Below are 20019 nucleotides of genomic sequence, written 5' to 3' on the forward strand. Positions count from 1 at the left end.
GGAGTCATGGCACGTTCCCTTCCCCGGCGGACGGCGGCGCTGCCTCCTGCACGGTGAGGCGCACCTGCACCTCCTCCAGCGCCTGCGCCCCGGCGGGCAACCGCAGGGTGACCGGAGCCGTATAGCTGCCGACCCGGTACGGCACGCGGCCCGGCACCTCCCGCAGCCGCGCCAGCAGCTCCGGGTCGGCGACCACGCGCACTCCGGTGGGCTGCACGCTCAGCGCCGTCACCCGCAGGCCGGGGGGCGGGTCCTCCAGCACGACGGGCAGGGTCTTGACGGGCACCTCGCCGCTGTCCACCCGGCGCACGGTGACGCTGGCGGGGGTCAGGGTCAGGCCCGCGACGGGCTCGCCCCGGCCGTCGAGGGCGATCAGCGCCGCTTCCCGCGTCTCACCGGGACCGGGGGAGACGGGCGCGTTCACCACCCGCGCCACGGTGGCGACCACCCGCCCGGGGCCGCTGACGGTGGCCTGCGCGGGGGTGACCTCGTAGCGCGGCAGGCTGTTTTCCGGCGGATTCGCCACGCCGAGGGTGACCCCCAGCGTCCGCGTGACGAGCGCGTCCACGAAGCCCTGCACCCGCTCGGGCACCTGCCGCTGCAGGGCCGTCCCGGTGGGGGCCTGCACGGTGACGGGGCGGGTAAAGCTCCCCTCCGGCACCCCGGTCACGTCCACGACCGCCTCGATGCTGTCGCCGCGCAGCTCGCGCAGCCGCTCGGGCCGCCCGGTCAGGTACACCCGCACGGTGGGCGGGTTGAGGTCGCGCACCGCCCGCTCGCCCGCCCCGCGCTCGGCGGTGGTGTCACTGACGGTCACGGGCACGTCGTAACCCTGCTCCACGTTGGCGCGGCGGTCGGTGGTCGCCACGAACCACAGGGTCAGGGCCACCCCCAGCGCGAGCAGCTTGGGCAGCAGGTTGTGCAGCAGGCGCCGCCACAGCCGCCCCGGAGTCCAGCGCCCCTCCGCGCCCGTCATGCGGACCCCCCGCCCTCGCCGCCCGGCGTCCGGGTCGGCTCGGGGGCCTCGGCCCGGCGGGCGAAGGGCAGGTCGCCCAGCACCGGCCGGTCGTACAGCAGCGTCCGCAACTGCTCGCGCAGCTCGGTGCCGTTGAGGTCCGGTCCCAGCCGCCCCGCGAGCGCGATCCGCATGCTGCCGCGCTCCTCGCTGGCGACGAGCACCACCGCGTCGGTCACCTCCGACAGCCCGATGGCCGCCCGGTGCCGGGTCCCGTAGCGGCGGTAGGTGCCGTCACTGGACTGCAGAGGAAAGAGGCACCCCGCCGCCACCACCCGCGACCCCTGCACGATGACCCCGCCGTCGTGCAGCGGCGCGTTGCGGGCAAAGAGGGCCTCCAGAAAGGGCACGCTGATCACCGCGTCAAGGGACACGCCCGTCGCGGCGTATTCGCCCAGCGGCGTGCGGCGCTCGATGGCGATCAAGGCCCCCGTCTTGCGCTCGGCCAGCCGCTCCAGCGCCCGCGCGAGGTCTTGCAGCGCGGCCCCGCTCGGTCCTGTTTCGCGCCCGCGCGGGCGGCCCACCCGCTCCAGCGCGGCCCGCAGCTCGGGCTGAAAGAGGACCACCAGTGCGAAGAGGCCCACCGTCCCCGCCCGCCCCAGGATGTAGCTCAGGGTGGTCAGGCCCAGGAGTTCGGCGGCGGCCCACACCGCCGCAAAGACCACGATTCCCCGCAGCACGTTCACCGCGCGGGTGCCCACCACCAGCAGGTACCCCTGGTAGACCAGAAAGGCCACCAGCAGCACGTCCAGCACGTCCCGCAGGCTCAGCGAGCCGGGAATCAGGGACATGGGCGGCGCTCCCCGGGGCCGCCGCATACAGGGGCCTGCGGCACGCGCCCACTATACGCGGGGGGAGGGGCTTTCCCGCCCCGCTACACTGCCCTATGGAACTGCGTTTTCTGGGCCACAGCACCTTCCTGCTCTCGCACGGCGAACACCGGGTCCTGATTGACCCCTTTCTCGCGGGCAATCCGACATGCCCTGTCACGCTGGAGGAAGCGCTGGGCTGGAACGTCAGGGCCGTCCTGATCAGCCACGCGCACGGCGACCACTGGGGCAACGCGCTGGACTTCGGGCGGGCGGGGGTGCCGGTCATCGGGACCGCCGAGATCGGCGGGTACGCGGCGGCGAACGGGGCCACGAACGCCATCGGCGCGAACATCGGCGGCACGGTGCGCGGCGAGTGGGGGAGCGTCTCCTTCACCCCGGCGTGGCATTCGTCGTCCTTTCCGGACGGCACCTACGGCGGGATGCCCACCGGATTGGTCGTCGAGATGGGCGGCAAGCGCGTCTACCACGCGGGCGACACCAGCCTCTTTTCCGACATGCGCCTGATCGGGGACCGGGGGCTGGACGCGGCCCTGCTGCCCATCGGCGACCACTACACCATGGGGCCGGAGGAAGCCGGGCGCGCCCTGGAACTGCTGCGCCCCCGGGTGGCCGTGCCCATGCACTACGGCACCTTCCCGCCCCTGACGGGCAACCCGCAGGTCTTCGCGGCGGCGGGGCGGGCGCAGGGCGTGGACGTGCGGGTGCTGGGACCGGGGGAGAGCACGGAGCTGTAAGCTGACGGCTCCTACGCCATCCCCTGAAACTGCACCTGCACGCCCTGCCCGTCCGCGGCTTGCCGCGCCTGAGCCAGCGCAGAGTGCGCGGCGGGCAGCAGCGCCCGCTCGGGCCGTTGCCACAGCGCCTGCGCGACCTTGCTGGCCCGCCGCACGAGGAGGTGCTCGCCGGGCCGCGCCAGGGTGATCGCCGCGAGCAGGGCCTGGGCGCTGGGCGGCACGTCCGAGAGGGGATCCAGCGGCACATGCGCCGTGACCCGCTCGCCGGGACGCCGCAGGCTCACGCGGGCCTCCGGGACGGCGGGGCGCTGCTCGATCAGGACTTCCGCCTGCGGCCCCTCCAGCGCGGGCACGCTCAGGCCCCGGCGGGCTGCGTTGGCGAGGTCATGCGCCGAGAGCATGTGCCGCCGGGTGCGCGGCGTGTAACCCACCCGCAGGGCGACCCCCCGCGCCTCCGCCTCGTCGATCACCTCCCGCGCGAGGTCCGCGAGCAGCCACGGCCCCCGACCCCGGCCCACCGAGGCGATCACGGCCTCGTTGTCGGTGTGCACGCTCAGCGGCTCGCCGGGGGGGGCGTGACGCACGGCTTCGAGCACCGCCCGCAGCTCGGCGGCGTTGTTGTCGGGGGCCGCCATCTGGCCCTGGTAACCCACGGGCAGCGTCCCCGGCATCAGCAGGATCAGCCCCCAGCCGCCCACGCCGTGTCCGCCGTCCGTCTCGTGCCAGCTCGCGTCCACGTAGGCGTGGTTCATATCGGCTCCATCATGCCTTCCCGCAGGCGGGGGCACCATGTGATTCACACAGTGCGATACTCCCCGCATGGACGTCCTCTCCCTCTACCGCGAGGCGGGCGCGTACCACGAGGGGCACTTCCTGCTCGCCTCGGGCCGCCACTCGCCCAAGTTCCTGCAGTCCACCACGGTGCTGCAATACCCGCACCTGACCGAGAGAATCGGGCAGGCGCTGGCGCAGCATGTGCAGGAAGCCGGACTGTCCCCCCGCCTCATTGTCGGCCCCGCGATGGGCGGCGTAGTCCTCGCCTACGAGGTCGCGCGTCACCTGCCCGGCACCCGCGCGATTTTCGCGGAGAAAGACGGCCAGGGCGGCATGAAGGTCCGCGATGCGTTCCGGGTCGAGCCGGGCGAACCCTTCATCGCTGTGGAGGACGTGCTGACGACCGGGGGCAGCGTCCTGAAGGCCGTCCGCGCGGTGGAGGCCCTCGGCGGGCGGTGCGTGGCCGTCGCCTGCATCGTGGACCGCCGGGCGGGGGAGGGACCGCTCGCCGGGTACCCGCTCGTTTCCCTCACCCGCCTGACCTTTGATACCTATGCGCCGGACGAGGTGCCGGAGTGGTTGGCGCAGGTGCCGCTCCAGGAAATTTAACCGCTCCAGGCGTCCCGGAACCCCTCGGCTGGAGCGTCGGCCCAGGTCACGGCGTCCCCACCCTGCCAGACGAGAAAGCGGCGCACCAGTTCGTGGCCCAGGGCGTACCCGGTCCAGCGGGGCAGCCCCCCGGCCTCCGACCCGAAGAACCACGCGGGGTGGCCGTAGTCGGGAGAGTCCAGCAGGGGATGCGCCCGCCTCCACAACTCGTCCAGATTGGCGGATGTGGTGGCGTAGGGCGGCGGCCCACCCCGTTCCCCGGCCTCGTACTGCTGCGCCAGCCCCTCCGAGACGAGGGCTTCCAGCAACGTCGTGCCGTATCCCGGCCCCCGCCAGCGCCGCACGTGGTGCAGTTCATGCGCCAGGGTGGCCGGCAGCTCGGTGCGCCAGCCGCCTGCGAAATGAGGGTTGGTCGGGTCTAGCGTGACCTGAAGCCAGTGTCCCGTCGGGGTGTAGCCAGCCATTCCTGTTTCCGGCAGGGTCCAGCTCGGGCTGACATACAGGGCCACGTCCACCCCGTCCAGGTCCAGCCGCGCCGCGTGCCAGGCGAGGGCGGCCTCAGCGACTGCCCGCAGCTCGTCGGCCAGTTCGTCGGGAAGAAGGCCCCCGGCGTTCATCAGGTGCAGGGCGTTCGGCCTGCCCCCTCCTGCTGCCCTGCGGGGCGCGGGGCGGCTCCCGGTCACGCCGGAAGACGGTGGCCCGCCTCCCCGTCATCCACGGAACCCCCTGACTCCGGGATGAGGCGGGCCGCTGCTGCCGGGGTGCTGCGCGGCCTTCCCTCGGCCCGGCGGCCCGCCTGATAGCCTTCCCAGTACGCGGCGGCCAGCGGCGCCAGTTTGTGCCACTGCCCCCTCAGGGCGCGGCGGATCAGGATGGCGAGCGCCTTGAGGACCACAGCAGCCGGGGGGCGGCGGGTCAGCCGCATGAACATGCCAAAGGCGCGGGTGTATTGCACGTCGGATCTCAGGTCGGCCTCCCGGCCGTACTGCTTTTTGGAACTGGCTCCGCCCTTGTGGTACACCCGGCTCGCGTCGGCCACCGCGAGCCGCCAGCCATGTTCCCTGGCCCGCAGCGAGTACTCGGTGTCCTCCATCGAGAAGATGTAGCGCTCGTCCAGCAGGCCGATCTGCTCCAGCACCTCGCGGCGGATCAGCAGGCTGGTCCCCAGCAGGTGGTCGTATGAGTCGGCGGGCGCAAAGTGGTGGTGGAGCGTGAGCAGGTAGGGATGGAGCGTGCCCCCACCCCAGGCCTGAACGATTCCCGGCTCGCCATAGTTGTAGAGCACGGATGCCACCAGCCCCAGAGACGGGTCGCTCTCGGCGGTCCGCACGAGTTCGGTCAGCGCCAGGGTCGAGACCGTCGTGTCGTTGTTCAGCAGCCAGATGTACTCGGCCCCGGCCTCCAGCAGCGTTTGCGTCCCCAGGTTGCTGGCCCCGCCGAAGCCGATGTTCTGTGGCAGGGCCGTGAGGTTGACCTCTGGAAACCTCTGCCGGAGCTGCTCGACCGAGTCGTCCGTGGAGCCGTTGTCCACGACCAGCACGTCGAGATTGCGGTAGGCCAGGCCGCGCAGGGAGTCCAGGCATTCGGCCGTGTCCTGCCAACCGTTCCAGTTCAGAATAACTGCACCCACACGTGGCTCCTGCACAGCAGCTCCTTGTGGCCTCACCGCCGGGGTGGTGCCGGGTCTTTCTGGCATGCTTGGGACGTCCTGAGCCATCAGCCTAACATGAGAAAGGCGGCCAGTCCTGCCGAACTGACCGCCTGGAAGCGCCTGCTTTAGAGGCTCAGATCTCCAGCAGCATCCGCGCCGGGTCTTCGAGGATGTTCTTGATCGTCACCAGGAACTGCACCGCTTCCTTGCCGTCGATGATGCGGTGGTCGTAGCTCAGCGCCACGTACATCATCGGGGCGATCACGACCTGCCCGTTCTGGGCGATGGGCCGCTCGATGATGTTGTGCATGCCCAGGATCGCGCTCTGAGGCGCGTTGATGATCGGGGTACTCATCATGGAGCCGAAGGTGCCGCCGTTCGTGATGGAGAAGGTGCCGCCCGACATGTCCTCCATCGTGAGCTTGCCGCCCCGCGCCTTGGTCGCGTATTCGGCGATCTGCTTCTCGATGGCCGCAAGGCTCATGCCGTCGGTGTCGCGCAGGATGGGCACCACCAGGCCACGGTCCGAGGCCACCGCGATGCCGATGTCGTAGTAGCCGTGGTAGATGATGTCCTTGCCGTCCACGCTGGCATTGACGACCGGGAACTGCTTGAGGGCCTCGGTCGCGGCCCGCACAAACAGGCTCATGAAGCCCAGCTTGACCCCGTGCTTGGCGACGAACTGGTCCTGGTACTTCTTGCGCAGGTCCATCGCGGGCTTCATGTTGACCTCGTTGAAGGTCGTCAGCAGCGCGGCGGTGTTCTGCACGTCTTTCAGGCGCTCGGCGATGCGGGCACGGATGCGCGTCATGGGCACGCGCTGCTCGGGCCTGGCGCCCTGGGGGACGGGGGCACTCGCGGCGGCGGGGTGGCTGCTGGCCGCTGGCTGCCCGCCGCTGGTCCCCTCCGCCTCGCGCATGCTGGGGGGCTGCGCGGCGTCCTGCGGTCCCTGGTAGGTCAGGCCGCCCTGAGCCGCCACCACCGCGTCCTCCTTGGTGATGTTGCCCTTCGGCCCGGTCGCGGGAATCTGCGCGGGGTCCAGGCCCTTTTCCGCCACGATCTTGCGAACGGCGGGGGAGAGGTCGTCGCGGCGGGCTGGGGCGCTGCCCTGGCTGTCGGGCTGGACCGCCGTGCCGCCCGCGCTCGTCTCGCCCGCGACCGGGCCGCTGGCCTGATCTGCAGCCGCCGAGGTGCTCGCGGCCGGGGCACTGCCCGCCTCGCCCACGGTGCCGAGCACCTCCTCGCTGAGCACGGTGTCGCCTTCTTGCTTGGCGATGCCCGTCAGCACGCCGTCCTGCTGGGCGGTGACCTCCAGCACGACCTTGTCGGTCTCGATCTCGGCCAGCACCTCGCCGCGCTTGACGGCGTCGCCGGGCTTCTTGTGCCAGGTCAGGAGCGTGCCCTCGCTCACCGACTCGGAAAATACGGGAACCTTGATGTCGGCCATAACGTGTTCCTTTATACCCCCACGCGGGCGTGACTGGCCGGGTGACGGGCTTGGGCCTCCCCCAGAGGCAGCGAAAAGGGCCGGAGCACGTGGCCCCGACCCCGGTAGAAGCGCGACTCAACCCTGCGCCTTGGCCTCCTCGGCGATTTCGATCTGCGCCTCGAAGTCCTCGCGGCTGACGCGCTCGCCCAGGGCGTCCGCGATCACGCGGGCCTGCTCCTGCGCGTGCACGCTGGCGTAGCCCACCGCCGTGCTCGCCGCACGGGGGCGGCTGGCGTAGGTCAGGGTCTGGCCGTCAGCCAGCGCCCGCTCCAGATCGTCACGGATCATCAGCCATGCCCCCTGGTTCTGGGGTTCTTCCTGCGCCCACACGACCGCCGCGCCGGGGTGCCGGGCGAGTTCGGCCGCGAGCGCCTCGGCGGGGAAGGGGTAGAGCTGCTCGAGCCGCACGAGTGCCGTGCCCGCGTAGCCTTCCTTGTCGGCGTCCCGCGCTTCGGTGAGTTCCCAGTGCAGCTTGCCGGAGGAAATCACGACCCGGCGGGCCTTCTCGACGCCTGAGTCCCCGATGACCTCCTGGAAGCGGCCCTGGGTCAACTCCGAGAGCGGACTCATGGCGAGCTTGTTGCGCAGCAGGCTCTTGGGGGTCATCACGATCAATGGCTTGCGGTAGGGCCGCAGCACCTGACGGCGCAGCAGGTGGAAGATCTGCGCGGCGCTGCTGGGCACCACGACCTGCATGTTCTTCTGGGCGCACAGTTGCAGGTACCGCTCCAGCCGGGCGCTGGAGTGCTCCGGCCCCGCGCCCTCGTAGCCGTGGGGCAGCAGCAGGGTCAGCCCGCTGAGGCGCTGCCACTTGCTCTCGCCCGCCGAGAGGAACTGGTCCACGACCGCCTGCGCCCCATTGGCGAAGTCCCCGAACTGCGCTTCCCACGCGACGAGCGCCTTGGGTTCGGAGGTCGAGAAGCCGTACTCGTAGGCCATGACCGCCTCTTCGGAGAGGGTCGAGTCGATCACCTCCACCCGGCCCTGCTCGGGCGCGAGGTGCGCGAGGCCCAGGTATTCCCCCTCCAGCGGGTTCTGCGCGTTCTGGTCGTGCAGCACGGCGTGGCGGTGCACGAAGGTGCCGCGCCCCGAGTCCTGCCCGACGAGGCGCACCCCGTAGCCCTCGACGAGCAGCGAGGCGTAGGCCAGCATCTCGCCCATGCCCCAGTCCAGCGGTTGCTCGCCCCGGCTCATGGCGGCGCGGGCGTCGAGGACCCGCTTGACGCCCCGGTGCGGGGTAAAGCCGTCAGGCACCTGCGCGAGCTTCAGGCCCAGCTCGCGCAGCCGTTCTTCCGGCACGGCGGTCGCCGTCTCGTCCGTCCAGTGCGTGTCCGTGTAGCTCTTCCAGTCGGCGGCGAGGCGGCTCTGTTCCTGATTCTCCATCTCCTCGACCACCGCGCCCCCCGCGTCGAGCTGGTCGCGGTAGCGCTCGATCAGCGCGTCGGCCTCGCCGGGCTGAAGCACGCCCGCGCCCTCCAGCGCCTGCGCGTACAGGGCGCGGGTGCCGGGGTGCGCCTTGATCTCGCGGTACATGATGGGCTGGGTCATGGTGGGGTCGTCGGCCTCGTTGTGGCCGTGGCGCCTAAACGAGATCAGGTCGATGAACACGTCCTTGCCGAAGGTCTGGCGGTACTCCAGCGCGAGGTCGCCCGCAAAAGCCACCGCCTCGGGGTCATCCCCGTTGACGTGCAGGACGGGCGCGTTGGCGATCTTGGCGACATCGGTGCAGTAGCGGCTGCTCCGGGTGTCGCGCGGGTCGGAGATCGTGAAGCCGATCTGGTTGTTGATGACGATGCGAACCGCCCCACCCGTCGTGAAGCCGCGCAGGCGCGAGAGGTTCAGCGTTTCCATGACCACGCCCTGCCCGCTCACGGCGGCGTCGCCGTGCACGGTGACCGGCAGCACGGCCCGGCGCTCGGTGTCGCCCCGGCGGTCCTGGCGGGCGCGGACACTGCCGTGCACGACGGGCGAGACGATCTCGAGGTGCGAGGGGTTAAAGGCCAGCGCGAGGTGCATCGGGCCGCCGGGGGTCCGCACGTCGCTGGAAAAGCCCATGTGGTACTTCACGTCGCCCGCGACATCGGGATCGTCGCTGAGGCGCTTCTTGCCCTCGAACTCCGCGAAGAGGTCCGAGGGCTTCTTGCCGAAGATGTTCACGAGGACGTTCAGGCGCCCTCGGTGCGCCATCCCGATCACGGTTTCCTTGACCCCGTGCTGGCCCGCCTGCTGAATCAGGCGGTCCATCAAGGGGATAAAGCTCTCGCTGCCCTCCAGCGAGAAGCGCTTCTGGCCCACGTACTTGACGTGCAGGTAGCGCTCCAGCCCCTCGGCGGCGTTGAGCTTGGTCATCAGGCGGCGGCGTTCCTCGGCGCTGTACTGGCCCCGGCCGCGCCCGGCCTCGATGCGCTCCTGAAACCACTGCCGCTCATTGGCCGGGAGGTAGTTGTACTCGAAGCCGATCGCCCCGCAGTACGTCTCCTGAAGCTGGGCGATCACGTCCCGGAGGGGTCCCTGGAACACGCCGTCCTGGACGGGCTCGTTCAGGTCGGCCTCGGACAGCCCGTAATATTCCGGCGTCAGCTCGGGCACGACCGGCAGGCCGCGCATCTTCAGCGGGTTCATCTTGGCGCTGATGTGGCCGTACACCCGGTAGGCGGTGATCATGGCCCCGGCGGCCTGCTGCGCCCCACTGACCCCCTGCGGCGCGGGGATGACCGCCCCACCCCGCCGCTGGGTGCCAAGCTGGTAGAAGGCCTGCTGCACGGGCGAGTGCGCCGTCTCACGGGCGCCACCCCGCACCTCGTCGAAGTAGTCCCGCCAGGCCGGGTCCACACTCTGCGGGTCGGCCAGATACGCCTCGTACAGCCCTTCGATAAAGGCCGCGTTCGCGCCGGACATGATGGTCTGCGACTGCGTCATAACGCCCCCCAGCATACCCCTGCCCCGCCCCCCGCCCCGTGTGCCCCGGCCCCTTTAGCATCTCTGCCCCCACGGCGGTAACACCGGGTTTCTTCATGAGCAGGCGGGACCGGGTGCCTTAGGCTGCCTGTCATCTCCGACAGGTGTCTAGACGGGTATCAAGGAACACGCACGACCTAAGCAGGGTTGCCCAGGAACGCCGGACGCTCCGGCGGGGGTGCCGTGCCCAAGCCCGACGGAGGGACCACATGACCCGTTACCGTGATGACCGCTACGACGACCGCGATATGACCAGCGACGACCGCCGCATGCAGGGGGACCGTGACCAGCGTTATGGCCGCGATGACCGTTACGGACAGGACGACCAGCGCGGAATGATGGACCGTGGTTGGAGCCACGACCAGGGCCGGGACGACGACCGCCGGGGCGAGCGTTACCTGTATGCCGACCGCTCGGGCATGGGCGGCGGGATGGGCCAGGGCCGCGGGATGGACGACGACCGTTTCAGCTCCGGCATGGGGCGCGGCCAGAGCATGGGCTCCGGCCAGGACCGGTATGGGCAGGGGGGGTACGGGCAGGGCGGCTTCCGCTCGTCTTCCTCCTCGTACTCCGACGACCGCCGAATGTCGGGGGGCATGGGGATGGCAGACGACCGCTATGGCGGCCAGACCTACGTCGCCGACCCCCAGGGCGACATGGGCCGGGGCATGGGCGGCATGGATGACCGTTACGGCCGTTCCTCGATGGGGAGGATGGGTAGCCAGTACGGTCAGTCCGGGGGCGGGCAGTCGGGCGGCTCGTACAGCTCGGGCGGGATGGGCATGTCGGGCGGCATGTCCGGTATGAGCGGCATGGACAGCCACCGGGGCAAGGGTCCCAAGGGCTACCAGCGCAGCGACGACCGCATCCGCGAGATGGTGAACGACGCCCTCGAGGACGACGATCACGTGGACGCCAGCGACATCGAGGTGCAGGTGCAGGGCGGCGAGGTCACCCTGACGGGGACCGTGCGCGACCGCCAGCAGAAGCGCCGCGCCGAGGAAGCCATCGAGCACCTGCGCGGCGTGCGCGACGTGCACAACCACCTGCGGGTGTCGCAGGGCGGCATGGGCCAGGGCAGCCAGTCCGGGATGGGCGGCTCCGGCATGGTGATGTCGAGCATGGGCCAGTCGGGAATGGGCCAGTCCGGCATGAGCGGCGACATGGACAACCGGGGCATGGACACCTCCGGCATGGGCCAGACCAGCCTCGGCGGGTCCAGCATGGGCCAGAGCAGCAGCGGCATGGGCGGCAGCAGCACCGGCGGCATGATGGGCGACACCCAGACGAGCATGGGTCAGACGGGCAGCAGCCAGACCAGCATGGGCAGTACGGCGGGCGGCACCGGGATGGGCGGGGGCAGCGACTCCAGCGTCTCGCGCACCGGCAGCGCCGGCTACAGCTCGGGCACCGATACCCCCGCCGGGTCGCTGGGCAGTAGTGTGGACAGCGACCGCAGCAATGACGACACCAAGAAGTAAGGGCGTCCCCACCCGCGCCTGAATCTTCCCTGACCGGGCCGCCGACCCTGCCGCACCACCGGGGTTGGCGGCCCTCCCCACCCACAGGAGCCTCCATGACCCAGGACGACCGCACCACCACCCCCCCCTCCGGCATCGACCAGCCCGCCCTTCCCGACGACCTCGGCAACGAGCTGAGCGAACGCTCCGGCTACTACGACGAGTCCGAGAGCGGCATGGGGAATACGCCGACCTTCCCCGGAAACCCAGCCGCGCCCACCGACACCCCCGGTTCTGGAGCCATAAACGACACCGGAACCACGTTCGGCACGGGCGGCGACGACAAGGGGATGTAAGACAGAGGGGACGTAAAACGGCAGAGCGCGGAAGGGGATGATCCTCCGCGCTCCTGTCTGTGCCGCCCGCTTACCTCACCCGCACCCGGAAGCCGCGCAGCTCGTACCCCTTGACCACCTCGTTGAAGGTGACGCGCGGCTCGGAGACGACCTCCAGCCCCTGCCACATCATCAATCGGCGCAGGAACACGTCCGACTCCTTGATCGCCAGAAAGGCGCCGGGGCAGCGGTGATGCCCGTCCCCAAAGGAGAGGACCGGGGCCGACACGCCGCGTGGAAGGGGGCGGGCGGGGCAGAGGCTGGCGGCGTCCTCGCCCACCACTTCGCGGTCGAGGTTGGTTCCCTGAAGGTCCAGCGCGAGCAGGCTCCCGGCGGGGATGGTCTGGCCGCCCACCGTCAGCGGTTCCTCGGCGCGGCGGTAGAGGGTGTTCACGACGGGTTCGAGGCGCAGGATTTCGTGCAGGATCGCGTGGCGCTCGCCCTCGGTGCCGTGGACATACGCGGCCCGCAGCTCGGGGTCCCGCAGCAGGTGCCACGCCGCCACGCTGATGAATTCTCGGGTGGTCACCATGCCCGCCGTGCCGTAGGTCAGGCACTCGGTCATGATCTCCACGTCGCTGTAGCCGCGCGAGAGCAGGTGCGAGATCAGGTCGTCCCCTGACTCGCGGCGGCGGGCAGCGATGGCGGGCTTCACGTCGAGCAGGTAAAAGAGGCCCAGGTTGGCCTGCTGGCGCAGCGACTCGGCGCGGCTGCCCCGGCGCTGGCGGCCCGGCTCGCTGTCGCCGCCGCCCTCCACGAACGCCGTGATGCGCCGCTCCATGCCCGGCAGCAGGCTGCTCGTCAGGCCCACGACCTGCGCGGCGACCGTCACGGCCAGCTCCAGGCTGAGGTCGTCCACATTGGCCTCGCCCCGGCGAGCCAGTCGGGTGAGCAGGCGCTCCACGTACCCGGCGATCATCGGGGCGTAGGTGTCCACCTGCTTCGGCGTGAAGTATCGGGCGGTGGAGCGGCGCATCTCGTGGTGCTCCTCGCCCTCCGCGAACAGGACGGGAGCGCGGCCCAGGAAGGCCACGTCACGCGTCATCTCCGACATGAAGCCCGCCTGCCGCACGCCCTCCGAGCGCAGCACCTCGCGGGCGGGGCCGAAGGCGTGGAGGCGGTAGACCCCGCCCGGCTCAGCTTCCACCGCCGGGAGGTCGCGCGGGTCGGGACCGGGACGGCGGGTCAGGGCGGCGGTGCCGTCAAATCCGAAGGGGCAACGGGGGGTGTCGGGCGTCAGGTCGGCGGTGGTCATGGGGTCATCTCCTGGGAGGGGGGAAGGGAACGGGCGGCCTGGGCGACGGCGGTGAGGTGCCGGGGCAGGGCGGCGTGGGCTTCGGGCGGCAGCGCGGCGAGGGCGGGGCCAGTGACCCCCCGCACCGTCTCCAGCGCCCCTTCCCACAGGGTCCGGCCCGCCGGGGTCACGGCGACGGTCACCCGCCGGGCATCGGGGTCGTGGTGGCCGCGCGTGACGGCCCCCTGTGCCTCCAGCGCGGCGAGCACCCGGCTGACCTCGTAGCGGGGCACGCCCAGCTCGCGGGCGAGGGCGGCGGGCTGCGTGGTCCCGCCCTGCACGTAGGCCAGCGCGACAAACGAGCGCAGGTCCAGCCCGTGCCGCCCACGCAACTCGGCCTCGCCCCGCTCGCTGAGGGCCTGCCACACGTCCCAGAGGGCCGTCAGAAAGGCCAGCTCGGGGGTCTGGAGGGGGTCCGGGTCGCGCACGCCTCCCAGGATGGCGCCTCCAGATGTGAACCGTTGCAGAATGCAATCAAGTTGGGGGAAGGGGGCCGGTGCCGTACCCTGCCCCCATGAGGGTCGCTGTCGCCGATGTGGGCACCAATTCCAGCCATCTGCTGATCGCCGAGGTGCGCGGCGAGGGGGGCGAGCCGCGCGTGCTGGATGCGCTCAAGGAACGCACCCGCCTGGGCGAGTGCCTCGACGCGGCGGGCAACCTTACCCCGGAGGGCGAGCGGCGACTGCGAGAAGCCCTGACCCGCTTCCGTGACCTTGCAGGAGCGGCGGGGGTGGCCGAGGTGCAGGTCTACGCGACTTCCGCCCTGCGCGAGGCGCCCAACGGCCCGGAGGTCGCCGCCCGCGTGGGGGCCGAGGTGGGCGTGTATCCGGTCGTCATCAGCGGGGAGCGTGAGGGGGAGCTGACGTACCTGGGGGCGGCGCACAGCGTGGAGTTCGGCGCCGACAACGTGCTGCTGGACCTCGGTGGGGGCAGCCTGGAGTTCGCGCGGGGCGGCCCCGAGCGGGCGGCGGACGTGCTGAGCCTCCCTCTGGGCGCGATCCGGATGCGGCGGGCGCACCTCCATACCGACCCGCCCAAGGGGGCGGAGGTGCGGGCGCTGCGGGAGGCGGTGCGGGCGGCCCTGGCCCCCCACGTCGGGCGCTTCCGGCCGGGTCCGGAGACCCGCGTGATCCTGTCGAGCGGCACCGCCGAGGCCGCCGCGACGTTGCTGGCCGCTCGGGGCGACGAAGGCCCCGAGCGGGTCAACGGCCTGAGCTTTCCGGTCGCGGAGCTGGGAGCCGCGCTGGAACGGGTGCGATCCCTCCCGGCGGCGCGGCGGGCACGGCTGCCGGGGCTGGAGCGGCGGGCCGACACGGTGGTTGCGGGCTTCGCGGTGCTGCATGCGGCGCTGGAGGAACTGGGCGCCCAGAGCTTCACCGTCAGCGAGGGGGCACTGCGCGAGGGGATGCTGATCGAGGAACTGGAACGCACCGCCGCCTACGTCTCGGGCCTCAGCCCCCGGCAACGCAGCGTGCTGGCGACCGCCGAGCGTTTCGGGGCCAACCTCGCCCACGCGCGGCAGGTGGCGGCCCTGTCGCGGGACCTCCTCGCCGGGCTGGAGGCGGCGGGCGAGTCCTTTCCCGCCGAGGCCCGCAGCCTGCTGACCGCCGCCGCCGGGCTGCACGAGGTCGGGCAGATCGTGGCCCAGAGCAGCCACCACAAACATTCGGCGTACCTGATCCGGCACGCGGGGCTGCGCGGCTTCTCGCCCCGCGAGATCGAGCTGATCGCCCAGCTCGCCCGCTACCACCGCAAGAGCCCGCCCAAGCCCTCGCATCCGGAGTTCATGGGGGTGCCGCCCGCCGACCGCGCCCTCGTCTCTCGGCTGGCGGCCGTGCTGCGGGTCGCGGACGGGCTGGACCGCTCGCACGCGGGGCAGACGCGGGTGCGTCACCTGGGCCGGGACGCCGGGGGCTGGACCCTGAGCGTGGAGGGCGCGACCCCCCTCGACCGGGAGGGCATGGAGGCCAAGGCCGATCTCTGGACCCGCGAATTCGGCCCGCTGCGGCTGGCGGTGGCCGAGCCCGTTATCCTCGGCGCATGACCGCCGCCGACCCTGCCGCCCCGCCCCAGAACATCCTCAGCATCCAGTCGTGGGTGAGCTACGGCCACGTCGGGAACGCCGCCGCCGTCTTTCCCCTTCAGCGCCTGGGGTTCGAGGTGTGGGCCATCCACACCGTGCAGTTTTCCAACCACACGGGCTACGGGGCCTGGACGGGCACCGTCTTTCCGCCCGAACACGTCGCGCAGATTATCGACGGGATCGAGGCGCGGGGGGCACTGCCCTCGTGCGGGGCGGTCCTGAGCGGCTACATGGGGTCGGAGGGCACCGTGGACGCCGTGGTGGGCGCGGTGCGGCGGGTGCGGGCGGCTAATCCGGAGGCCCTGTACTGCTGCGACCCGGTGATGGGCGACGTGGGGCGCGGCGTGTTCGTGCGTCCTGAACTGCCCGACCTGATCCGCGAGCGGGCCGTGCCCGAGGCCGACCTGGTGACGCCTAACCAGTTCGAGTTGGAGCTGCTGACCGGGCGCACCGTGAAGACCCTGGCCGACGCGCTGGAGGCAGCCCGTGCCCTCCGCGAGCGGCTGCGGGAGGGCGGTCCCCGCATCGTGGTGGTGACCAGTCTGGTGCGCGACGACGCCCCGGCAGACGTGATCGAGACACTGGCCGTCACCGGGGAGGGCGCGTGGCTGTGCCGCACGCCGCTGCTGCCCCTCGACCCGCCGCGCAACGGCACTGGGGACGCCATCAGCGCCCTGTTCTTCGGCCACTACCTCCAGACCGGGGACGCGGGCGAGGCCCTGAGCCTCAGCATGAGCGCCCTGTATGCGCTGCTGGAGCTGACCCACCAGGCCGGAACCCGCGAGATTCAGCTTGTGGCCGCGCAGGACGAGTACGCCCGGCCCTCGCGGGTGTTTCCGGCAGAGCGGGTGGGCTAAGCGTCCAGGGCCACCAACGCCGCCGCGATGGGCACGTTGCTGGGCAGGAGCCGCAGCCGCGTCAGGTCGGCAGGCGCGACCCAGGCGAGCGCCCGGTGCTCCAGCGGCTGGGGGTCGTCCGAGAGCAGGCGCAGCCGCAGCGCGACGAGCGTGAACGCCCCGACCGGCGTGTCGAGCGCCGAGCGGTAGACCTCGTCGAGCACTTCCACCTCGGCCCCCAGTTCCTCGCGCCACTCGCGGGCCAGAGCTTCGGCCAGCGTCTCCTCGCCTTCCACCTTGCCGCCCGGAAATTCCCAGAAGCCTGCCGCCCACGCCGGGGCCGAGCGTGCGCCCACCAGCACCTTGCCGTCCCGCTCCAGAATGCCCGCCACGACCGTTCGCATGGGGGCAGTGTGGCGCAAGGGGGCACGGGGCCGGACCCGGTACACTCCCCCCATGACCTTTGAAAGCGTGCGCCTCTCCCACGCGGGCGAGGTGGCGACCCTGACCCTGGCGCATCCCAAGAGCGCCTTTGGCCCGGCGACGTGGCGCGATATCCCCCAGGCCCTGCGCGAGCTGGGAGAGGCCCGCGTGCTGATCGTGCGCGGCGAGCGGCACTTCAGCGTGGGGCTGGATGTGGCGGCGACCGCGCCCCTGATCGCCCCCACGCTGGGCGACCCCGAGGGATTCGCGGCGCTGGTGGCCGAGATGCACGCGGCCATCGAGGGGCTGGCCGCGCTGCCCATTCCGGTGGTCGCTGCCATCGACGGCTGGTGCATCGGCGCGGGGCTGGAACTCGCCGCCGCATGCGACCTGCGGGTGTGCAGTGCGGGGGCGCGGTTCAGCCTGCCCGAAGTCAAGCTGGGCATCACCGCCGATCTGGGCGGCCTCCAGCGCCTGCCCCATTTGATCGGGCGGGGGCGGACGGCGCACCTCGCACTGACGGGGGAGCCGGTGGACGCTGCCACCGCCGAACGCTGGGGCCTGGTCACCGAGGTGCTGCCCGACGCAGACGCTCTCCACGCCCGCGCCGACGCCCTGGCTGCCCACCTCGCCGCCCTGCCTCCGAAGGCGCTGGAAGGCACCAAGCGCACCCTGCAAGATGGCCTGCCGCACGCCCAGAGCCTCGCCGCCGCCGTGGAGTGGAACGCGCGGCACATGACGGCGGAGGCGCTGCTGAGCGCCCTGAATGCAGGTAGGTCATGAGGCAGCCTCATTACCTCAGCTACCACAACCCCGACGCGATGGGCGAGGAATTCCGCGACATCGCACTTAGCGGCTGTATCGGCACCGACAAGGAACGTGTTGCAGAACGTGCCGCCGAAGAGGACGCCATTGTCTGGTGCGTCGGGAAACGCGATGACGGTCAGGGGGCGCGGTATTTCCTCTACCAACGTATCGTGGATACCCGTTGCCGCTATACGAAACCCGAGCAAATTGCACAGGGCGAATTCAGAATTTTGCTGTGTGGTAAAACAACGCTGCCCGCTGGCTACGAGAAGGACATCACCGACGAGCCTTACATGGCCGAGGTGAAAAAGATTTTGGGCTTTGGCCTTCAACCTATGGGCCTTAAGCATAAGGCAACCATCACAGCATTCATCAGGGAATTTGAAAGGAACAGCTTATGACCCAACCCGCTGACCCCGCCACCACCTTTCGCCCCGACCTGCTGCGCGGCAAGCATGCCCTGATCACCGGGGGCGGCAGCGGCATCAACCTCGGCATCGCGCAAAGTTTCGCGGCGCACGGCTGCGCGGTGACCATCCTGGGCCGCAATCTGGAGAAGGCGCAGAACGCCGCCCGTGGGATTGAGGACTCGGGAGGCCGTGCCCTGGGCGTCTCCGCCGACGTGCGCGACTTCGCCGCACTCCAGGCGGCGGCGCAGGCGGGCGTGGACGCCTTCGGGCCGCTCGATATCGTGCTGGCGGGGGCGGCGGGGAACTTTCCGGCTCCGGTGGATGGCATCAGTCCCAACGGCTTCAAGACGGTCGTGGACATCGACCTGCTGGGCACCTACAACACCATCAAGGCGTGTGCGCCTCACCTGAAGACGCCCGGCGGCACCATCCTGAGCATCAGCGCCTACGGGGTGCCGGTGCCCATGCAGGCGCATGTGGTCGCGGCCAAGGCGGGGGTGGACGCCCTCACGCAGACGCTGGCGGTGGAGTGGGGCCTGCGCGGGGTGCGCGTCAACGCGATTATTCCCGGCCCCATCGACGGCACCGAGGGCATGGCCCGCCTCGCCCCCGACGAGCGCACCCGCGCGGCCTTTACCCGCACCGTGCCGCTGGGCCGCTTCGGGGTGCCGCAGGACATCGCCAACGCGGCCCTCTTTCTGGTGTCGGACGCCGCGAGCTACGTGACGGGCGTGATTCTCCCGGTGGACGGCGGCCAGAACATGCTGGGTGGGGCGCCGCAGTACCAGATGTACCTCCAGATGCAGGCGGCGGGCGCGGGCGAGCGGAGGGAGTAAAGCCCCGGACGCGCCCGCTATCCTGCCCCCTGTGCGCCGCGTCCTCGCCCTGCTTCTGCTGCTTCCCACGCTGGGGGCGCTGTCGCGGGCGCAGGCGCCGCAGCCCTCCATGCCCGTCCACGTCACGCTGACCCGCTCGCCGGGCCTGAGCGCCGACGTGCGGCGGGCGCTGTCTGACCTGCCGCCTGACGTGCGTCTGGGCCTGCTGGTCCGCGACCTGGAGACGGGCGAGGTGCTGGAGGCGCGGGACGAGGGTCTTTCGCTGATTCCCGCGAGCACGGTCAAGCTGGTGACGGCGGCGGCGGTGCTGCTGGACCGGGGAGACGCGGGCTGGTGGAGCACCGAGCTGACCGTGCCTGCCGGGGAGCAGGGCCGGGCGCGGGCATCCCACCTGACGCTGCGGGGCGGGGGCGACCCCACGCTGAGCACCTCGGACGGCCCCAACAGCCTGCGGGCGCTGGCGAAACAGGCCGCCGCCCGTGGGCTGCGCGAGGTCGGTTCAGTTCGGCTGGACGATACACGGCTGAACGCGGCGGCCTGGAACGACCTCGTGCTGGGCGTGCCCATGACCGCCGTACGGCTGACGGACTGGTCCGCCTCGCCCCCCGCGTCGGCGGCGCAGGCCCGCGCGTGGGCCGGGGCGGCGCTGGTGGGCGAGTTGCGGCGGGCCGGGGTGCGGGTGAAGTCGGACGTGGTCGGGACCTCGCCCCGCTACATTCCCCCCGTCCTGCCCCCCCGCCGGGACGAGCGGGGCCGCCTCCTGCCGCCCGACCCCCTTATTCCCGTGAACCAGCGGCCCGAGCAGGCGGTCGCGTCCGTTCACAGTGCACGGCCCTTCCGGGCGCTGGCGGACGTGCTGCGCCCCAGCGACAACCTCCGCTCCGAGGAGTTGCTCGCCTCCCTCGCCACGCCGCCCGGCACCCGGACGCGGGCGCTGGGGGTCGAGCGGGCGGCGCTGCGGCGGCTTGGCGTGGACCTTACGGGTGTGCAGCTTGCCGACGGCAGCGGCCTGAGCCGCGACAACCGTCTCACCGCGCGGACGCTCGTCGATCTGCTGGACCGGCTGTACGACGTGCCCTACCTGCGAGGCGAGGCGCGGGCTGAGTTGCCGGGCCAGACCTACCGGGCGCGGCGCAATGCTTTTGCCGAGGCGTTGCCGCAGGCTGGGGTCGGCGGCGAAGTCACCGGGCGGGGGGGCACCCTCGCGTGGCGCCTGAAGGGCGTGGACGTGCGGGCCAAGACGGGCACCCTGCCGGGCGTGTCGGCACTGGCGGGGTATATGACCGCGGAGAGCGGGCGGGTGCTGGGGTTTGCCCTGCTGATGAACGGGCCGCGTGAGACGCCGATCCTGACCCTGCGGGCGGTGCAGGACGAGGTGGTGGAGGCGGTGGCGGGGCGGTATTGAGGCTGGA

20 protein-coding genes are annotated in these 20019 nt (G+C 71.5%); 10 read left to right on the top strand and 10 right to left on the bottom strand.

What is annotated here, in order from left to right:
* Positions 1-4: 4 nt before the first annotated feature.
* Positions 5-976 carry a YbbR-like domain-containing protein gene (locus tag C3K08_RS00645; protein ID WP_104989583.1) on the bottom strand — a complete coding sequence of 324 codons (972 nt, stop codon included), beginning with the start codon at positions 974-976 and terminating at the stop codon, positions 5-7.
* On the bottom strand, positions 973-1806 hold the full coding sequence (cdaA, locus tag C3K08_RS00650; protein ID WP_104989584.1) for a diadenylate cyclase CdaA: 834 nt from the start codon (positions 1804-1806) through the stop codon (positions 973-975). Before cdaA ends, C3K08_RS00645 begins: the two co-directional genes overlap by 4 nt.
* A 95-nt stretch (positions 1807-1901) precedes the next feature.
* On the opposite strand from cdaA, the gene C3K08_RS00655 reads away from it, so the two are divergent.
* The gene (locus tag C3K08_RS00655) at positions 1902-2582 is read left to right on the top strand and encodes a metal-dependent hydrolase (RefSeq protein ID WP_104989585.1); all 681 of its coding nucleotides are present in this window, start codon (positions 1902-1904) and stop codon (positions 2580-2582) included.
* A gap of 11 nt (positions 2583-2593) precedes the next feature.
* On the opposite strand, the gene C3K08_RS00660 is transcribed toward C3K08_RS00655, so the two are convergent.
* Entirely contained in the window at positions 2594-3334 is a 741-nt protein-coding gene (locus C3K08_RS00660) for a ribonuclease H (RefSeq protein WP_104989586.1), read from the bottom strand.
* 67 nt (positions 3335-3401) lie between these two features.
* On the opposite strand from C3K08_RS00660, the gene pyrE reads away from it, so the two are divergent.
* Entirely contained in the window at positions 3402-3965 is a 564-nt protein-coding gene (gene pyrE / locus C3K08_RS00665; RefSeq protein WP_104989587.1) for an orotate phosphoribosyltransferase, read from the top strand.
* On the opposite strand, the gene C3K08_RS00670 is transcribed toward pyrE, so the two are convergent.
* The 4 genes from C3K08_RS00670 to C3K08_RS00685 form a co-directional block, all read right to left on the bottom strand.
* Entirely contained in the window at positions 3962-4582 is a 621-nt protein-coding gene (locus C3K08_RS00670; protein ID WP_104989588.1) for a DUF2268 domain-containing putative Zn-dependent protease, read from the bottom strand. The two genes, pyrE and C3K08_RS00670, sit on opposite strands and share 4 nt — an antisense overlap.
* A 62-nt stretch (positions 4583-4644) precedes the next feature.
* Positions 4645-5595 (bottom strand): glycosyltransferase family 2 protein, encoded by a 951-nt coding sequence (locus C3K08_RS00675; RefSeq protein ID WP_158679801.1) that lies wholly within the window; start codon positions 5593-5595, stop codon positions 4645-4647.
* Positions 5596-5749: 154 nt separating this feature from the next.
* Complete coding sequence (odhB, locus tag C3K08_RS00680; RefSeq protein ID WP_104989590.1) at positions 5750-7063, bottom strand: 2-oxoglutarate dehydrogenase complex dihydrolipoyllysine-residue succinyltransferase; 1314 nt, start codon at positions 7061-7063, stop codon at positions 5750-5752.
* Positions 7064-7180: 117 nt separating this feature from the next.
* The gene (locus tag C3K08_RS00685) at positions 7181-10024 is read right to left on the bottom strand and encodes a 2-oxoglutarate dehydrogenase E1 component (RefSeq protein WP_104989591.1); all 2844 of its coding nucleotides are present in this window, start codon (positions 10022-10024) and stop codon (positions 7181-7183) included.
* Between the two features lie 248 nt (positions 10025-10272).
* On the opposite strand from C3K08_RS00685, the gene C3K08_RS00690 reads away from it, so the two are divergent.
* Both C3K08_RS00690 and C3K08_RS00695 read left to right on the top strand, forming a co-directional pair.
* A complete protein-coding gene (locus C3K08_RS00690) occupies positions 10273-11544 on the top strand; it encodes a BON domain-containing protein (RefSeq protein WP_104989592.1) in 1272 nt (423 codons plus the stop codon).
* Between the two features lie 95 nt (positions 11545-11639).
* Complete coding sequence (locus tag C3K08_RS00695) at positions 11640-11879, top strand: hypothetical protein (protein WP_104989593.1); 240 nt, start codon at positions 11640-11642, stop codon at positions 11877-11879.
* Between the two features lie 70 nt (positions 11880-11949).
* Here C3K08_RS00695 and C3K08_RS00700 read toward each other — a convergent pair whose 3' ends face one another.
* Both C3K08_RS00700 and C3K08_RS18715 read right to left on the bottom strand, forming a co-directional pair.
* Entirely contained in the window at positions 11950-13173 is a 1224-nt protein-coding gene (locus tag C3K08_RS00700; RefSeq protein ID WP_104989594.1) for a cytochrome P450, read from the bottom strand.
* A complete protein-coding gene (locus C3K08_RS18715; RefSeq protein WP_104989595.1) occupies positions 13170-13640 on the bottom strand; it encodes a MarR family winged helix-turn-helix transcriptional regulator in 471 nt (156 codons plus the stop codon). The genes C3K08_RS00700 and C3K08_RS18715 overlap by 4 nt, the downstream gene beginning before the upstream one ends.
* An 86-nt stretch (positions 13641-13726) precedes the next feature.
* Between C3K08_RS18715 and C3K08_RS00710 the strand changes: the two genes are divergently transcribed.
* Complete coding sequence (locus tag C3K08_RS00710; protein WP_104989596.1) at positions 13727-15256, top strand: Ppx/GppA phosphatase family protein; 1530 nt, start codon at positions 13727-13729, stop codon at positions 15254-15256.
* A complete protein-coding gene (gene pdxY / locus C3K08_RS00715; RefSeq protein WP_104989597.1) occupies positions 15253-16152 on the top strand; it encodes a pyridoxal kinase PdxY in 900 nt (299 codons plus the stop codon). The genes C3K08_RS00710 and pdxY overlap by 4 nt, the downstream gene beginning before the upstream one ends.
* On the opposite strand, the gene C3K08_RS00720 is transcribed toward pdxY, so the two are convergent.
* Positions 16149-16535, bottom strand: coding sequence for a (deoxy)nucleoside triphosphate pyrophosphohydrolase (locus tag C3K08_RS00720; protein ID WP_158679802.1), 387 nt, complete (start codon positions 16533-16535; stop codon positions 16149-16151). The genes pdxY and C3K08_RS00720 overlap by 4 nt on opposite strands.
* Positions 16536-16587: 52 nt before the next feature.
* Here C3K08_RS00720 and C3K08_RS00725 point away from each other — a divergent pair, with 52 nt between their 5' ends.
* From C3K08_RS00725 to C3K08_RS00740, 4 genes are read left to right on the top strand one after another with little or no spacing between them, the layout of a single operon-like run.
* A complete protein-coding gene (locus tag C3K08_RS00725) occupies positions 16588-17337 on the top strand; it encodes an enoyl-CoA hydratase-related protein (protein ID WP_104989599.1) in 750 nt (249 codons plus the stop codon).
* Positions 17334-17762 carry a hypothetical protein gene (locus C3K08_RS00730; RefSeq protein ID WP_104989600.1) on the top strand — a complete coding sequence of 143 codons (429 nt, stop codon included), beginning with the start codon at positions 17334-17336 and terminating at the stop codon, positions 17760-17762. Before C3K08_RS00725 ends, C3K08_RS00730 begins: the two co-directional genes overlap by 4 nt.
* Positions 17759-18607, top strand: a complete 849-nt coding sequence (locus tag C3K08_RS00735) for an SDR family oxidoreductase (RefSeq protein WP_104989601.1) — start codon at positions 17759-17761, stop codon at positions 18605-18607. Before C3K08_RS00730 ends, C3K08_RS00735 begins: the two co-directional genes overlap by 4 nt.
* Positions 18608-18638: 31 nt before the next feature.
* The gene (locus tag C3K08_RS00740) at positions 18639-20012 is read left to right on the top strand and encodes a D-alanyl-D-alanine carboxypeptidase/D-alanyl-D-alanine-endopeptidase (protein WP_234009105.1); all 1374 of its coding nucleotides are present in this window, start codon (positions 18639-18641) and stop codon (positions 20010-20012) included.
* The last annotated feature ends 7 nt before the right edge of the window (positions 20013-20019 follow it).

It is taken from the genome of Deinococcus sp. NW-56 (genome assembly GCF_002953415.1).
Lineage (GTDB): Bacteria > Deinococcota > Deinococci > Deinococcales > Deinococcaceae > Deinococcus.

Coding starts and splice junctions, on each gene's coding strand:
- C3K08_RS00645 (WP_104989583.1), bottom strand. CDS start 976: ATGACGGGCGCGGAGGGGCGCTGGACTCCGGGGCGGCTGTGGCGGCGC.
- cdaA (WP_104989584.1), bottom strand. CDS start 1,806: ATGTCCCTGATTCCCGGCTCGCTGAGCCTGCGGGACGTGCTGGACGTG.
- C3K08_RS00655 (WP_104989585.1), top strand. CDS start 1,902: ATGGAACTGCGTTTTCTGGGCCACAGCACCTTCCTGCTCTCGCACGGC.
- C3K08_RS00660 (WP_104989586.1), bottom strand. CDS start 3,334: ATGAACCACGCCTACGTGGACGCGAGCTGGCACGAGACGGACGGCGGA.
- pyrE (WP_104989587.1), top strand. CDS start 3,402: ATGGACGTCCTCTCCCTCTACCGCGAGGCGGGCGCGTACCACGAGGGG.
- C3K08_RS00670 (WP_104989588.1), bottom strand. CDS start 4,582: ATGAACGCCGGGGGCCTTCTTCCCGACGAACTGGCCGACGAGCTGCGG.
- odhB (WP_104989590.1), bottom strand. CDS start 7,063: ATGGCCGACATCAAGGTTCCCGTATTTTCCGAGTCGGTGAGCGAGGGC.
- C3K08_RS00685 (WP_104989591.1), bottom strand. CDS start 10,024: ATGACGCAGTCGCAGACCATCATGTCCGGCGCGAACGCGGCCTTTATC.
- C3K08_RS00690 (WP_104989592.1), top strand. CDS start 10,273: ATGACCCGTTACCGTGATGACCGCTACGACGACCGCGATATGACCAGC.
- C3K08_RS00695 (WP_104989593.1), top strand. CDS start 11,640: ATGACCCAGGACGACCGCACCACCACCCCCCCCTCCGGCATCGACCAG.
- C3K08_RS00700 (WP_104989594.1), bottom strand. CDS start 13,173: ATGACCACCGCCGACCTGACGCCCGACACCCCCCGTTGCCCCTTCGGA.
- C3K08_RS00710 (WP_104989596.1), top strand. CDS start 13,727: ATGAGGGTCGCTGTCGCCGATGTGGGCACCAATTCCAGCCATCTGCTG.
- pdxY (WP_104989597.1), top strand. CDS start 15,253: ATGACCGCCGCCGACCCTGCCGCCCCGCCCCAGAACATCCTCAGCATC.
- C3K08_RS00720 (WP_158679802.1), bottom strand. CDS start 16,535: ATGCGAACGGTCGTGGCGGGCATTCTGGAGCGGGACGGCAAGGTGCTG.
- C3K08_RS00725 (WP_104989599.1), top strand. CDS start 16,588: ATGACCTTTGAAAGCGTGCGCCTCTCCCACGCGGGCGAGGTGGCGACC.
- C3K08_RS00730 (WP_104989600.1), top strand. CDS start 17,334: ATGAGGCAGCCTCATTACCTCAGCTACCACAACCCCGACGCGATGGGC.
- C3K08_RS00735 (WP_104989601.1), top strand. CDS start 17,759: ATGACCCAACCCGCTGACCCCGCCACCACCTTTCGCCCCGACCTGCTG.